Annotated in this window: 11 protein-coding genes; 3 read left to right on the forward strand and 8 right to left on the reverse strand. The window is 64.0% G+C overall.

Annotated elements, in window-relative coordinates:
* Nucleotides 1–24 precede the first annotated feature (24 nt).
* Entirely contained in the window at nt 25–1,110 is a 1,086-nt protein-coding gene (mfnA, locus tag TX80_RS09365) for a tyrosine decarboxylase MfnA (RefSeq protein WP_049922837.1), read from the reverse strand.
* Between the two features lie 225 nt (nt 1,111–1,335).
* On the opposite strand from mfnA, the gene TX80_RS09370 reads away from it, so the two are divergent.
* Nucleotides 1,336–2,628 carry a glycosyltransferase gene (locus TX80_RS09370; RefSeq protein WP_049922838.1) on the forward strand — a complete coding sequence of 431 codons (1,293 nt, stop codon included), beginning with the start codon at nt 1,336–1,338 and terminating at the stop codon, nt 2,626–2,628.
* A gap of 15 nt (nt 2,629–2,643) precedes the next feature.
* Here the strand turns inward: TX80_RS09370 and ppsA are convergent, their stop codons facing one another.
* The 7 genes from ppsA to TX80_RS09405 form a co-directional block, all read right to left on the reverse strand.
* Nucleotides 2,644–4,980, reverse strand: coding sequence for a phosphoenolpyruvate synthase (gene ppsA / locus TX80_RS09375; protein WP_049922839.1), 2,337 nt, complete (start codon nt 4,978–4,980; stop codon nt 2,644–2,646).
* A gap of 194 nt (nt 4,981–5,174) precedes the next feature.
* Nucleotides 5,175–7,073 carry an ABC transporter permease subunit gene (locus TX80_RS09380; RefSeq protein ID WP_049922840.1) on the reverse strand — a complete coding sequence of 633 codons (1,899 nt, stop codon included), beginning with the start codon at nt 7,071–7,073 and terminating at the stop codon, nt 5,175–5,177.
* A gap of 315 nt (nt 7,074–7,388) precedes the next feature.
* The gene (locus TX80_RS09385) at nt 7,389–8,288 is read right to left on the reverse strand and encodes a PhzF family phenazine biosynthesis protein (protein ID WP_049922841.1); all 900 of its coding nucleotides are present in this window, start codon (nt 8,286–8,288) and stop codon (nt 7,389–7,391) included.
* Nucleotides 8,289–8,396: 108 nt separating this feature from the next.
* Nucleotides 8,397–9,563: a hypothetical protein gene (locus TX80_RS09390; RefSeq protein WP_049922842.1), complete on the reverse strand. Its 1,167-nt coding sequence runs from the start codon at nt 9,561–9,563 to the stop codon at nt 8,397–8,399.
* A gap of 185 nt (nt 9,564–9,748) precedes the next feature.
* Nucleotides 9,749–11,185 carry a phosphomethylpyrimidine synthase ThiC gene (gene thiC / locus TX80_RS09395; RefSeq protein ID WP_049922843.1) on the reverse strand — a complete coding sequence of 479 codons (1,437 nt, stop codon included), beginning with the start codon at nt 11,183–11,185 and terminating at the stop codon, nt 9,749–9,751.
* Nucleotides 11,186–11,436: 251 nt separating this feature from the next.
* Nucleotides 11,437–12,360, reverse strand: a complete 924-nt coding sequence (locus TX80_RS09400) for a hypothetical protein (protein ID WP_049922844.1) — start codon at nt 12,358–12,360, stop codon at nt 11,437–11,439.
* 93 nt (nt 12,361–12,453) lie between these two features.
* Nucleotides 12,454–13,743 carry a hypothetical protein gene (locus tag TX80_RS09405; RefSeq protein WP_049922845.1) on the reverse strand — a complete coding sequence of 430 codons (1,290 nt, stop codon included), beginning with the start codon at nt 13,741–13,743 and terminating at the stop codon, nt 12,454–12,456.
* A gap of 129 nt (nt 13,744–13,872) precedes the next feature.
* Between TX80_RS09405 and TX80_RS09410 the strand changes: the two genes are divergently transcribed.
* Together TX80_RS09410 and TX80_RS09415 are read left to right on the forward strand one after the other, a co-directional pair.
* Nucleotides 13,873–14,571, forward strand: coding sequence for a phosphoribosyltransferase (locus tag TX80_RS09410; protein WP_049922846.1), 699 nt, complete (start codon nt 13,873–13,875; stop codon nt 14,569–14,571).
* A gap of 121 nt (nt 14,572–14,692) precedes the next feature.
* Nucleotides 14,693–14,884, forward strand: a 192-nt coding sequence (locus TX80_RS09415; protein WP_049922847.1) for a sporulation protein, incomplete at its 3' end; no start/stop codon positions are given.

Consider the following 14,884-nt stretch of genomic DNA (forward strand, 5'->3'; position numbering starts at 1 on the left):
GTAACGGTACGGCGTTCGGGGTCGCTAGTCGTCGCCGGCGACCGGGACGCTCGCGCGCACCTCGAGTCGATCCAGATCCCCGACGAACGAGGCGAGCATATCGCGGGTGACGTGGGGCATACAGACGATCCGGAGTTCGCCGGTCCCGGTTCGGGAGATGCGCCACCCATGGGCGCGCAACGCGTCGATCGTCGACGTCGGGACGTCGGCCGCGACCAGCGGGAGTTCGGGATCGACGACCTCGTAACCGCGTTTCTCGAGGGCGTCGGCGAGCCAGTCGGCGTTGTTCTGGGAGCGGACGTACTGGCTCCGGTAGCCGGCGGGCCACAGTTCCTCCATCGCGGCGACGGCGCTTGCGACGCCCGCGCCCGACCGGGTGCCGGTCAACGTCGCCTGCGACGTCGACTCGAGGTAGGGCGTGTCGACGGCGAGTTCGTCGAGCAACCCTTCGGAGCGGGCGAGCAACCCGCCGGCGGGGACCGCGGCCTGGCCCATTTTGTGAGGATCGATCGCCATCGTATCGACCGGCGCGTGGTCGAAGTGCCACTCGTGGTCGGTAAACGGAAGAACGAATCCGCCCCACGCGGCGTCGACGTGGAGCATGGCGTCGACCGATCGGGCGATCTCGCCGAGCTCGGGGATCGGATCGACGCGGCCGTACTCGGTCGTTCCCGCGACGCCGATCACGAGCGCCGTTTCCTCGTCGACCGAGGCGCGAACGCCCTCGAGATCGACCCGATGTTCGTCGTCCGTCGGGACGACCCGGAGTTCGATCCCGAGCAGGTCGGCAGCCTTCTGAAAGCTGAAATGGCCCGACGCGGACATGACGACGTTCGGCGACGCGGTTTCGGCCCGCTCGCGGGCGATCCGAACGGCCTGAATGTTCGCTTCCGTTCCCCCGCTCGTGACGTAGCCGGCCGGGTCCTCGAGGCCGGCGATTTCGCCGAGCAGTTCGATGGCGTCGTCCTCCAGCGCCGCGATGGTCGGGTACGTCCCGGGGTCGCCCGGGTTCGTTGCGAGAAAGCGCTCGGCCGCCTCACGCGCTACCGGGTGCGGTTCCGTACACATCGACGAGAGAACCCGGTCGAACGCCTGCGGCTCGAGTTGCATATCACGTATGTAGATGTTCACCGGTTTAGGAGTTGCGTTTAGCGAACGGTTCAACGTAAACGTGGCGTGCTCGCGAACCGATTTACCGGCGCTTCATCGCGTTCCCGTGCCGACTGGACGGGCCGCCCCGGGCGTCCGCCTCGTGCGGGTCGTGTGCTGCACATTTCCCTTCGCCACCCTCAATAAATACAAATATTTATAATTTCCCGGCGAGGATTACCGATAATGTTTCCGACAGCGTCCCGCGCCGTCGAATACGGGGGCACGATCGGCGGCGTCCTCGTTTTATTACTGGTCGGACTCGTACACGGAACGGAGGTACAGACGTTCACGATCGATCTGATCGCGGTTACTATCCGATTCGTCTTCCTCGAGGCAGTGTCCGCGATCGCGGTGTTTACGGGGTTCGTAGCAGTGACCGGGTTGCTGTTGGTTCGCGAGGTGTGGTCCTCACGCGAGTCGCTCGAGCAGGTCACCGCCGGGCCACGGCTTACCGCGGTCGTTCCCGTTTACCGCGACCACGAAGTGATGGACGTAAGCATCGAGAGTCTCTGTGAGAGCGCATACGAGAACCTCGAAATCGTGATCGTCCCGGAACCGGACGACGAGCCGACGCTCCAGCGGACCCGGGAGCTCGCGGCGGCCCACGACCGGGTCGAGTACACGCTCAACGGCCAGCCCGGCTCGAAAGCGGGTGCGATCAACCACGCCGTCCGCGAAACCGACGCGGAGTACGTCGCCGTCTTCGACGCCGACGAGTGGATCGCCCCCGAGTTCCTGCCGACAGCGATGGGCGAACTACTCGACGGCACGGACGTCTTTCAGGGGCGGCGGGTGCCACGCCCGACCGGCGTCGTCGAGACCGTCGCGTACTGCGAACGGATCGTCTTCCACGCGAGTTACAAGCTCGTCGAACTGTTCGGATTCACGAACTGCCGGAGCTCGTCGACGGTCTTTACCCGCGAAACCTTCGAGCGCGTCGGCGGCTACGACGACATGCTCACCGAGGACCTCGATTTCGCACACGCCTGTTACCGCGAGGGCCTCGAGGTCAGACAGGCGCGCCACTGTACGAACACGATGGAAGCACCCCACACCTGGACCGACCTCTGGGGACAGCGAAAGCGCTGGCGCGTCGGCCAGATCGAAGTCCTGCACGCGACCGTGCTCGAACTCCTGCGCGGACAGGCCGGTCGCCGGGGCCTGATCTCGATCGGTCGGATGTGCTCGAGCCTGTTCGGCAGCCTGTTTACCCTTGCACTCGTCTCGAAACTTCTGGTACTGCTTATTCTCGGGATCGAATCGGCCTTCCTGGTCCCCTGTGTGTTCCTGCTCGGAACGATCGGCATCGTCGCCTGGCGCGACGGCAAGGACGGCCGCATCGACGGGCTCTGCTGGAGCGTCGCCCTCGCTCCGCTGTTGTATCCCGCGTTCGGCGTGTTGACGCTCAAATCGCTGCTCGAGTATCTCCTGAGCTGGGACGGAAGCTGGTACCGAGTCCAAAAAACCGGCGCGTAAGGGGACAGAACGGGCTTACCGGACCGAATCGAGCAACAATTTCTGTTCGACCCGCTTGACCTCGTGTTGGACGTCACGAACGGCGTCGATGTTCGCCGAGATCGAACTGATGCCCTCGTTGACGAGGAACTGCACCATCTCGGGTTTGGAGCCGGCCTGACCGCAGATACTCGTGTCGACGCCGTGCTCGCGACAGGTCTCGATGACGTCGCCGATGAGCCGCAGTACGGACGGGTGTAACTCGTCGAAGCGATCCGCGACGTTCTCGTTGTTTCGGTCGACCGCGAGCGTATACTGGGTGAGGTCGTTGGTTCCGAAGGACGCGAAATCGATGCCCGCCTGTGCCATCTCCTCGACCGCCAGTGCAGAGGCGGGGGTTTCGATCATCACGCCCCACTTGCGCTTGTCCGGATCGATACCCGCCTCGGTCATGAGCCGCTTGGTTCGATAGACGTCCTCGGCGTCGTTGACGAGCGGGAACATGATCTCGACGTTGTCATAGCCCATCTCGTAGAGCCGGCGGAACGCCTCGAGTTCGTGGGCGAAGACCTCGGGACGGTCGAGCGACCGCCTGATACCGCGGTAGCCCAGCATCGGGTTGTGCTCGTTGGGTTCGTCATCGCCGCCCTCGAGCTGGCGGAACTCGTCGGTCGGGGCGTCGAGGGTTCGAACCCGAACGGGACGCGGGTAGAACTCGTCGGCGACGCCGCGGATCCCCCCTACGAGTTCCTGAATGTAGGCGTCTTTGCCGTTTTCCTCGATGAACTTCGCGGGCGTTTGGTTCAGCGAGAGGATCATGTGTTCCGTCCGGAGCAGGCCGACGCCGTCGGCACCCGTCGCGGCCGCACGTTCGGCGGCCTCCGGAATGGAGACGTTGACCTTGACCTCCGTCGCGGTCATCGGCTTGACCGGCGACTGCGGACGGACCTCCTCGACGGGCTCGGTCTCCTCCTCGGGTTCGATCTCCTCGCCCTTGAGCACCTGTCCCTTGTCGCCGTCGAGGGTGACGACCTGACCGTCCTCGAGGACGGTCGTGGCGTTCGTCGTCCCGACGACTGCGGGCACGCCCAGTTCCCGCGAGACGATGGCGGCGTGGCTGGTCATACCGCCTTCGTCGGTGACGATCCCCGAGGCGCGTTTCATCGCGGGCACCATGTCGGGCATCGTCATCTCGGTGACGATGATATCGCCCTCGCCGACCTTGTCGAGGTCGTCGAGTTTCGTGACGATGCGGGCGGCCCCGCTTACGGTGCCCGGGCTCGAGCCGAGCCCGTCGACGACGACGTCGCCGGCGGCACCCGCGTCGCCCGTCTCGGCACTTCCGCCCTCGGCGGCCTGTACGCCGCCGCTGCCGTCGGTCAGCCCCTTTGCGGCGTCGACGCTTCCGGTTTCGGCTGCGGCGTCGCCGGTTTCGTCGATCGTCGTGATCGGCCGCGACTGGAGCATGTAGACCTCGCCCGCGACGATAGCCCACTCGACGTCCTGTGGCTCGCCGTAGTGGTCCTCGACGCGCTCGCCGAGGTCCATGAGCGCGTCGATCTCGTCGTCGGAGAGGACGCGCGTGTTGCGTTTGTCCTCCGGGACCTCACGTTCGACGGTCTCGCCGGTCGCCTCGTCTTTCTCGTGCATCACCTTCTTTTCGGCGACGGTAACGTCGACGTCGCGATCGGCACGGTCGACGACGTAGTTATCCGGCGAGACGGCACCGGAAACGACGGCTTCGCCCAGTCCCCACGCGGCTTCGATGATCATCGTCGGATCGCCCGTCGAGGGGTGGCTGGTGAACATCACGCCCGACTTCTCGGCGTCGACCATCTGCTGGACGACGACCGCGATGTTGACCGCTGAGTGGTCAAAGCCCTGTTCCTGCCGGTAATAGATCGCCCGCTGGGTAAACAGCGACGCCCAACACTCCCGGACGCGATCGAGCAGGTCCGTCTCGGTGACGTTGAGGAACGTCTCCTGTTGGCCCGCAAAGGAGGCATCCGGTAGGTCCTCGGCGGTCGCCGACGAACGGACGGCGACGAACGCCTCGCCGTCGCCTACCTCCCGGTAGGAGTCGAGGATCTCCTCGCGGAGGTCGTCGGGAAACGGCGTCTCGAGAATGAGTTCCTGCGCCCGGTCGGCCGCCGCCGCGAGCGCACTCGAATCGTCGACGTCGACGTCGACGGCGTCGAACAGCTCCTCGTCGATTTCGGCTTCTTCGATGAACGATCGATATGTCCCGGCAGTCACCACGAATCCCGGTGGAACGGGGAGCCCGGCTCCGGTAAGCTCGCCCAGGGAGGCACCTTTACCGCCGACCTTCTCGAGGTCGTCGGCACTGATTTCGTCCAGCCAGAGTACAGCCATCTCTATCTGCGTGGTCATCCGACCGAATAAAGAAGGTTGCGAACAAACCTCATAATTCGCAACTCACAACCGAATGAGATTCTCGTCGAGATGGCGATTTTCGCCGCTCGAGCCGCCGGAAGTGTCGTTTCAGAAAAACGGTCACCGGTGAATTTCCGCCGGCTCCGACTGTCGATCGAACGTGGATGAGGTAGTTAGAGTTCCGGATCGAACGCCACGATCGCGGCGACGAGCGGGATCGCGATCCAGATCGCGACGACCGGATAGACGAACCACTGCTGGAGGTAAAACGGCAGTTCGGCGACGGCTTCCTGAGGCGGTGCCTCGTGGGAGAGGATCGGATTCAGCGCCGTCCGGGAAATACGGGGGAACGATTCCACCACGCTCGACAGCGCGAAAAAGTGCATTCCGTCGGTGATGACGTTGTGCAGGTTGAACCGGGTAAGCACCGCAGGCAGGAAGTCCCACGGCGGAGCCAGAACGGCCTCTAACGCGCTGTCGCGGTCCGGAACGCTTGTTACGCCGGCCGGGTTCCCCGAAAAGACGTACGGGATAAGCAACACGCCGAGGCTGCCACCGATGGCCGATTTCCACCCTCTCGCGGCGGTACCGACGAGAACGCCGAACGCAACGAAGATCCCGATACACGCGATCGCGAAAAGCGTCGCGACCACGTACGGGACGCCAACGGCCGCCTGACGGTTCCAGACGGCTGCAGCGATGACCAGCGACGGCAACACGACGACGACCGACGCGGCGGTCAACCGTCCCAGGAACGTCCCGAGAACGACGTCGCGTGGTCCGTAGCCGGCGTCAAGGAGTTCGGAATAGTAGCCGTCGCGACGGCGCTTGATGATCGCCGGCACCGTGACTACGAGCCCGAGAACCGGACCCAGAGTCAGAATCAGCGTCGAGAGAACGACCACGCCGAGGAGATCACCGGACCCGAGCAGCGACTCGAGCATCGTCTGGACGTCGTAACGGGTCGGGTCCGCTCCCAACACCAGTTCCAGCGCTTCGAACTCCTCGGCGTTTGCCACCTGCTCGACGTTCGCGTCGCTTTCCCTGACCGTGCCGAGAGCACCCTCGAGCACGCGGGTGTAGAGCGTCGAGATGAAGAACGCGGCGATCCCGGACACGAGCGCCGTCGTGATGGCGAGGCCCCACAGCGGGAGGCTCTTGATGGCGCGTCCGGCCTGCTGTCGGCCGAGTGAGAGCCACGCGAACGCGCCCGATTCGGGGGGCCGAATGCCGTCCGACGGGGCGGTGTCGACCAGGTCGTCGATGCCGACGCCGAGTTCCGCGGGCAGTTCGCCGTCCGATGCGTACCGATACAGCGCCGTCTTGACGACGCCGGAGACGGCGAGTCCGACGACGCTTGCGGTGATCGCACTCCCGAACACGAACAGAATCGGAAGCGTGAACGGCCCCAGCGGACCGACGGCGATATCGACGCCGCGGTAGAACCAGGCCACCAGCAGCCCGATCGCAGCGAGAAAGCCACTCGACACGATGAGGCCGTTTAACAGGCGAATACCGACGGCCGACACCGTGGCTGCGCCGAATTCGCTTTGCATAGCGTCGACGACGTCCTCGAAGGCGTCCCGCACCGTTCCGTCGGCCGGCGAAAGCGCCACGACCGGGAACGCGAACATGTGTACGACCTCGAGCCCGAGCTGGGCGGAGCTACCGAGTCGCGACCCGATACGACCGAACAGGCCGAGGTACTGGAGTGCTGCACCACCGGTCCCGAAAACGAGCGCGGCGACGCCGACAAGCCGCAGTCGGTTCGCGGCGACGCGTGCGCCGTCGCCCGGTGACGGCTGTCTCCCTTCGAACAGTTCGTTGAGTTCGTAACAGTACGCGACCATGGAAAAGGAGATGATGAGCGGCACGATGACGAGATACAGCAAGAAGCCGGCAGTCATCACCGTCGAATTATAGCCGCCGACCATCGGGTACCCAAACAGGAGTATCGGGTAGCCAAACGAAAGGACGGTCGCCAGCACCGGATACAGGAGAACCTGCGGTGCGGACAGGACCGCTCGAGTACAGTTTCTGGCCAACCGGTACTGGCGTCCAACGACGCTCATGGATCGATCACCACCCCTCGAGCGCCGATCATCCGTAGTTGCGCTCCGGTACGCTCGTTCGTTCGCCGTCGTATCGACTCCAGTCGTAACATAGTCATCCGTTCGAACGGCGTGCCTCCACCGATCACGGCCGCGGACTCCCTCGGACGATTCGGTCACTGTCCTGCCACGGCTCCCGTTGCGTGGAGGGCAGTCGTTCACGCTAACTGTGAATTAATTATATTTAACTCTTTCTGACGTACGTTAATCGGACTATTGATTGGATCAATTCGTGGCTTACGAGTCGAGAGCGGCGGGGCGCAGTCGGCGAGTGCCTCAGGCTTCGAGTATTTCGTCGTCCTCGTCCTCGGGAACGACGATCGTCCCCTCGAGCGCGGTCACGCCGCGGCCGCCGACGCGGATCGCATCGTCGACCCGAACGCGAACCAGTCCCGGTCGATCGACGTAATGGCCCTGCTCGAGGCGGAGTTCGTCCGGCAGGTCGTCATCGAACGCGCCGAAGTGATCGAGGTACGCGCCGACGGCACCGCTTGCGGTTCCGGTAACGGGATCTTCAGGAACGCCTGCCCCGGGAGCGAACATACGTCCGTGCAGCGTCGAGTCGGCCTCGAGCGCGTCGAATGTAAAGAGGTAGATCCCCGTCGCATCGACGGCCTCGGTGAGGGTTTCGATCGCCGCCATATCCGGCGTGGCGCTACCGAGATCCGAGAGATAGGTGATCGGAACGATCAGGAAGGGAAGTCCCGTCGACGCGACGGCGAGCGGAATGTCGTCGCTCGCGCCTTCGAGGGCCGCCTGCTCGACGCCGAGCGCGTCGGCCGCGCGGTCGTACCCCACGTCGACCTCGCGGATTTCCGGCGTGTCCTGTGTCATCCAGACCGTGCCGTCGTCTCCGACCTCGATCTCGAGAATTCCGACGTTCGTCTCGAGGGTCGTCAGTCCGGGTTCGAGTCCCTCCTCGTGGAGGTGGGAAAACGAGCCGATGGTCGCGTGGCCACAGAGATCGACCTCCTGTGTGGGGGTAAAGTAGCGAACCCGCCGATCGGCCTCGGCACTCGAGCGAAGGAACGCAGTTTCGCTGACGGCCATCTCGGCGGCGATCGTCTGCATCTGCTCGTCGGTGAGTCCGTCCGCGTCGGGCACGACGCCCGCGGGGTTGCCCGTCAGCGGTTCGTCGGTGAACGCGTCGACCTGCAGGACCCGAATCGTCTCCATACGGAACCGGTGGGTCGACCGGCGTATCAATCCTCGGTCCTCGATCACCGCCCGGTCGGCGTTCTCGAGTCGCTGGCGGGCGAACCGACACCGTAGCTGGGAAGTCCCCTAGAAAAACACCCAGTCGTACTGTTCTTTGAGTACCCACGCGGCCGTTCCGTGTACGAAATCACCCAGATACCACGGTCTGACGGCGTGTTGGGAGGCCGCTATCCAGACCCAGTCGGCGGGAGAATCGTGTGGCGGGCCAGTGTAGACCGGCGCGCCGCTATCGCCGGCCGCGCCGTCTTCTTCGGTCCCCCACTTCAACTGGTTGGTCCGCCTCGGGCACGAGAATTTGTCTACCCACGCCGTTCCGTCGTGGGATTTGACTTTTCCACTCGTCACGCCCGTTTTCTGTCCCGACTTCTTGACTTCCTCGTCCCCTTCGTCTAGATCGGCGAGTCCGTCTTTGCTGAACTCGCCGGAGATACCGGTTTCCGACTCATCGACGATCGATCGCGATGGGGTATAGCCGTTCTTCGCTTCGGCGATGGCAAGGTCATCGGCACAGTCCACCTCGATCATCGTTCCGATCTCGGCTGCCGACGATGAGCCGCTCGTGTACAGCGAATCTCCCTCTTCGAATCCGCCGCCGAGGTGTTGACACGTCAGAAAGTGCCACTCCTCGGTCGGTGACTGTCGAACCGGAGCTCCCAACGTACCGTTGTATCCATCGCCGTTACCGATCTTTTGGCCTGGATTTCGCTCGAGCTGTTCGGGGTCCGGTTCTGCCCCGGCTCCGGATCTCGACTCCGGGGGAGCACCCTCGGACGCATCTACCCGCCGCACCGTTACCGGAACCCCGTTCGATTCGAGATACCCGAGCGGGACGGGTTCCGAATCGGTCACCTCGAGCTCGAGGGACGGGCGTTGGCCGTCGACCGAGCCGGCCGAAACCCAAACGCCGGTGACTGCTTCGTCCGTCGCGCGATGGCTCGCGATTTCGGCTCCGTTCAGGAACTTCTCGTACTCCGTGCGCGCTTTCGAAAGTCGATCGTACCACCGCGCTGGGACCCGCTTTTTGTGGCTATTGTCGGGTTCGTCGCTAGCCTTCGAGTAGCCGACGACGATGGGGACTTCGTCACGCTTTGCCGCTGTGACGTCGTCCGGAGTGAGGGCCAACGCCGACCCGAACGAAAACCCTGCTGCAAGCAACGACGACGCGAACGAGCGTCGGCTCATGGTATCGATCCCGGACTCATCGTGAATCGATGAGGGCTTGTCGATCGCCATACCTCGAGTATCATGAATCTCTGTAAATATTTTTTCTAGAGAAATATTATGAACCCAATATTTTGTGCCGTCGTATTATATGGGTCAAACGGGAGCACGCTCCGCCGCGGTGTGACCGCTCGAGAACGATACTGTTGGGTCGCCGGCTCACTTCCGTATCCGAACTCGCAGGGGGAGCCGGTCTCTCAGTCGTCGCCGGCCGACTCGGCGGGATACTCCCCGCACTCCTCGACGGGCGGCAGGTCACCGGAGTCGTGTGTTCCCACCGGCGGCAGGTTCACCTCCGCCGCGGGCGAGGCCTCGAGATCCGTCTCCGTATCCAGCCGTTCCATCTCGCCGTCCTCGCGGGCGTCCTGGTCGATCCGCATCGAGCAGAACTCGACGCCACACATCGAGCAGAACCGCGCTTCCTTGTAGTTGTCGCCGGGGAGCGTCTGATCGTGGTACTCGCGGGCGCGATCGGGGTCGAGCGCGAGTCGGAACTGTTCGCGCCAGTCGAAGTCGTAGCGGGCTTCCGAAAGCGCGTCGTCCCAGTCTCGAGCGCCGGGACGTTCGTTGGCCACGTCGCCGGCGTGTGCGGCGATCCGGTAGGCCGCGAGTCCATCGCGAACGTCCTCCTCCTCGGGGAGGCCGAGGTGCTCTTTGGGGGTCACGTAACAGAGCATCGCCGCGCCGGCCTGTGCGGCCATCGCGGCCCCGATCGCGCTCGTGATGTGGTCGTAGCCGGGCGCGACGTCGGTCACGAGCGGGCCGAGGACGTAAAACGGTGCGCCGTCACAGACATTCTGCTGGCGCTGTACGTTCTCGGCGATCTTGTGCATCGGGACGTGACCCGGCCCCTCGACCATCACCTGAACGTCGTACTCCCAGGCGCGCCGGGTGAGTTCGCCGAGCGTGTCGAGTTCGGCGTACTGGGCCTCGTCGCAGGCGTCGGCCAGACAGCCCGGACGCAGGCTGTCGCCGAGACTGAACGTGACGTCGTGCTCGGCGAATATCTCGCAGATACCCTCGAAGGCCTGAAACAGCGGGTTCTGCTCGCCGTGTTCCTCCATCCACTTCGCCATGATCGATCCGCCGCGGGAGACGATGCCCGTCTTCCGGCCGTCGGTCAACGGCAGATGCTCGGCGAGGATCCCCGCGTGGATCGTCATGTAGTCGACGCCCTGTTCGGCCTGCTTTTCGATGATCTCGAGCAACAACTCTTTCGTGATTTCCTCGGGGCTGCCCGCCTGTTTGACCGCCTCGTACAGCGGGACCGTCCCGAGCGGGACCGGCGAGTATTCGAGGTGCGTTTCACGGATCTCGTCGAGGTCGGTCCCGGTACCGAGGTCCATCACCGTGTCCGCGCCGTAGTGGACCGCGGTGTGGAGTTTCTCGAGTTCCGTCTCGAGGTCGCTCGTGGTCTCGCTGTTGCCGATGTTGGCGTTGACTTTCGTCGAGAACTCCCGGCCGATGATCATCGGATCGAGCGCGTCGTGGTTGGTGTTTGCCGGAATGACCGCCTGTCCGTCGGCGACCTGTTCCCGGACGAACTCCGGATCGCGGTTCTCGCGTTCGGCCACGCGCTCCATTTCCTCGGTGATCGTTCCCTCGCGGGCGGCTGCGATTTGCGTGTTCGCCATCGATAACTAGGTTGTATGACCAAGTTATAAATAGTTGTCCCGTTGCGATACCGGGGATCGGATCGCTCTCGAGTCGTTACCTCGAGTGAGCCGGCGTGTCACGCTTGGCCAATAGTCGAACTGTGCCGGCGAGACGTACTGCGTCAGAACGTAGTGAGGCGATGATCGTTCAGCCGTTCCGTCGGCTGTAGCGGCCGGCTAACGCGCCACAACGGTGAGCCGCCTCCGAAGCGGCTCCGAATCCCCGATCCCTACTCCGCCGATTCGAGGCTCTCGAGCGCTTGATACGCGCCTTTGCGGTTCGTGAGTCGCCCGGATACCGATAGCGTTCCGTCCGCTCGTTCGTACTCGATAAGGGTCGGAAGCGCATCGGAGTGTTCCGGGACGGTCATCGTTACGTTGCCGCGCATCGGAGAGACGGCCTGATCGATGGCTTCCCGGCAGACGGGGGCCGTGACGACCGTCGCCTCCTCGACGTCCGCTACCGGAAGTTCGGGCGGAGACACGAAATCGTCGGGAGCGAGCCGCATACTCACGGTCCGGTCGCCGCCGTCCATATCGAAGAAGAACACGTCGGCCGTCTCAGCGGCTTTATCGACCCTGATACCGGCGTGATCGCGTTCTTCGTCAGCAGCGACGATCGCTTGGAGTTTGGCGGCCGGGACGGTGAACTCCAGACTGGCGACCAGGTCGAACAACGGCCTGTCTTCGAGCACCGAGGGATCGGTTCGACGCCTGTCCTCGAGGGGGATCTCGTCCGCTTTCAGCCGGTAGGTCGTTCGTCCGTCGTCGAGCAGGACCGATCCGTGCTTCCCGCGCAGAGCGACTCGATCCGCTTGCGTTCGGTTGAGCGCTCGTTCTAGGGCGTCCACGTTTACGTGAAGGTCGACGTCATCGGTGTGGAACACCTCGAAGACGGTGACGGGAATCGTGACCTCGAACCAGTAGCAGTACTCGCTGCGACTCCGTGCCCTGATCCCGATCCCCTCCCGGACGAAAAACTGGGCATTCTGTTCGATCGGCCGGAAAACCGCGAGCAGTTCGCGGAGAGACGCCGCGTTCAGAACCACGAAGCAGGTATCATCGGGGTCGGCCGTCGGTTCGAAGTCGGTCTCCTGCTCATCGACGGCGTCCGCCGTGTGTGGTGTCGTGCTGTCTGGTCTCCCGTCGCTCATGAAATCCCCATTCGTGTAATCCTCCGTAGTGGTATCGGAAGGAAGTGAGCGCCGTGAGGACGGAACGCGTTCCAAAGAGTACGAAAACGCGCGTTACTCGAGCGTGGCGACCGGCCCACCGCGAATCCGAATCGTCACCGACTCGGTCGCGTCGCCGGGGACCGAAACCGGCAGCGTTGCTGCGGTTTGGCCGTCCTCGCCGATCGTCGTTGTCGTCCGCTCGTCGTCGATATCGAGCCAGTACTCGCCCGGCGAGCCGGCAATCGTCGCGGTCACGTCGACGGTCGCGCCGGGCTGGAGCTCGGCCTCGAAGTGGAGGCCCTCGAGCGTTAGATCGGGAGTCTCGAGGTCGACCGAGACGGTCCGATCCAGCGTCGTCACGGAGACGGGGACGCCGTCCTCATCGCCGGTTTCGTCCGGCTCGGCCGTGAGAATCTCGACGCCGAGATCCGCCTCGACGTTGGCGATCCGATTACAGATCGTTTGTCGGGCCGAGCCGGCGAAGAGGAGGCCGACAAGGGTTCCGTCCTCGAGGAAGACCGGCGAGCCGCTGTCGCCGGGCTCGGACATGTAGCCGGCGACGACCTGCTCGCGGAGTGTGACAGGCCCTCGATCGGGGTAACTGACACGGACGGTCGCGTTCGTCGCCTCGATATCAGCACTCGTGACGCTGGTCGTACGGCCCGTTTTCGTGACCGTTTCGCCCCGGAGGGCGGCGTACTCCTCGCGCCAAACGCCGGTCGGCCACTCGTCGTCGAGTTCGTAGTAGCTCGCCGACTCCCGATCCGGGTCAACCGATCGCGCGGCGGCGTCGACGCGGACGCCGTCCTCGATCGGGGCGTACCCGACGAGTTCGCCGACCTCGTCGTCGGCGTCGCCGCCGTCCTCCGGCGACGGCTGGATGATCGGTTCGCCGAAGTCGGCCGCGTTCGAGCGGGCGTAGACGTGATTGTTCGAGAGGCGTACGAGATCGCCGGACTCGACGTCCTCGTGCCAGGTTGCACTCCCGGCGTCGGGTTCCGCAAGCCGCGCCGGGTACGGTCCGCCGGTTCCGGCCGTCGAGTTCGCGTTGATCTCGCTGACACCGGCCGGAACTGGTCGGTGGCGATCCGTCCGTCCCGGGGCGGCTTCGGGGAGCGGTTCGAGCACAGAGAGCGCATCGAACCCCTCGCGCTCCTCGTCGTAGCCCGAGTCGACGACCGAGATGTCGACGTCGTCGCCCGAATCGGCCACACGCTTCTCGACATCGTCGGCGTCGTCGAGGCAGTCCTTGGGTCGCTTCTGGGAAACGAAGACGGTGACGCGGTCCTCCTCTTCGTCGTAGTCGACGCCGATCACGTTCTTGCACTCGAGCAGGAACTCGTAGTCTTGCGTGGAGGGCATTCCGTGACAGTTCTCTGTTCCAACGGTTATATCCTCGGGCCATTATGCAGACTCTGCAACCGTGCGGACGAAGCGTATTCAGCCCACTTATGGGGTTCCCGCTCCCTCACTCGAGTAGGTGGCCACCAGATGTCCGACTTACCGGACGATTTCGACTGTACGATCACGAACTGGGAGTACATTTACAGCCTCTGTCGGGACGTCAGCGACGAGGTTCGTCGCGACGAGTTCGAACCCGACGTCATCGTCGCTCTGGCCCGCGGCGGCTGGTTCGCCGGCCGGTGTCTCTGTGACTTCCTCGGGCTGAACGACCTCACGAGCCTGAAGATGGAACACTACGTCGGCACCGCGGAGAAATCCGGTGAGCCGACGGTCCGCTATCCGATGCCGGAAGGCAGCGTCGAGGGCAAGGACGTGCTCATCATCGACGACATCGCCGACACCGGCGGCTCGATCGAACGCGCCTACGAGTACGTCGACGACCGCGACGCCGGCGAAGTCCGGACGGCGACGCTGCAGTTGCTCGGCACCAGCGAGTTCGAACCCGACTACGTCGGCGAACGACTCGAGGACTGGACCTGGATCGTCTACCCGTGGAACTTCATCGAGGACATGGTCGATCTGATCTCGAGCGTGATGGAACAGGCCGACCAGTCGTCGTTCACCCGTGAGGAAATCCGTCACTATCTCTCGGAGTTCCACGGGATCGATCGCATCGAGATGGAGATCGCCCAGCCGAACCGCATCCCGGAAGTGCTCACGGAGATGGAACGCCGCGACGCCGTCGAGTCCGTCGGCCCCGGCGAATGGACGCTGGTCGACGAGTAGCGAGGATCCGGATTCGCCGGAGCGGTTCTCGGATCGACCGACGCCGCTGCGTCGATCGTCGCACCGCGGTTCACATCAACAAAGAAACATATTTATTGGGGTGCCCGAGACGTACTCTCGTATGAAACGCATCCTCTCGAGTCTCGGTATCGGTGCTGCCACGGTCGATACGGTCCTTCCGACGACGCTGACGGCTGGCGAAACCGTCGACGTCTCCGGCGGCAACGATTCTCAGGAGATCGACGGGATCTACAGGCGAGGCAGGCCGAGTGCCTCGGGGCTTGACCCCGAGGGTGAAGGCCGTAAGCCCCAC

This window comes from Halopiger djelfimassiliensis, from assembly GCF_000455365.1.
In the GTDB taxonomy this organism is placed as follows: Archaea; Halobacteriota; Halobacteria; order Halobacteriales; family Natrialbaceae; genus Halopiger_B; species Halopiger_B djelfimassiliensis.

Coding starts and splice junctions, on each gene's coding strand:
- TX80_RS09405 (WP_049922845.1), bottom strand. CDS start 13,743: ATGCCCTCCACGCAAGACTACGAGTTCCTGCTCGAGTGCAAGAACGTG.
- TX80_RS09370 (WP_049922838.1), top strand. CDS start 1,336: ATGTTTCCGACAGCGTCCCGCGCCGTCGAATACGGGGGCACGATCGGC.
- TX80_RS09410 (WP_049922846.1), top strand. CDS start 13,873: ATGTCCGACTTACCGGACGATTTCGACTGTACGATCACGAACTGGGAG.
- TX80_RS09390 (WP_049922842.1), bottom strand. CDS start 9,563: ATGGCGATCGACAAGCCCTCATCGATTCACGATGAGTCCGGGATCGAT.
- TX80_RS09400 (WP_049922844.1), bottom strand. CDS start 12,360: ATGAGCGACGGGAGACCAGACAGCACGACACCACACACGGCGGACGCC.
- TX80_RS09385 (WP_049922841.1), bottom strand. CDS start 8,288: ATGGAGACGATTCGGGTCCTGCAGGTCGACGCGTTCACCGACGAACCG.
- ppsA (WP_049922839.1), bottom strand. CDS start 4,980: ATGGCTGTACTCTGGCTGGACGAAATCAGTGCCGACGACCTCGAGAAG.
- mfnA (WP_049922837.1), bottom strand. CDS start 1,110: ATGCAACTCGAGCCGCAGGCGTTCGACCGGGTTCTCTCGTCGATGTGT.
- thiC (WP_049922843.1), bottom strand. CDS start 11,185: ATGGCGAACACGCAAATCGCAGCCGCCCGCGAGGGAACGATCACCGAG.
- TX80_RS09380 (WP_049922840.1), bottom strand. CDS start 7,073: ATGAGCGTCGTTGGACGCCAGTACCGGTTGGCCAGAAACTGTACTCGA.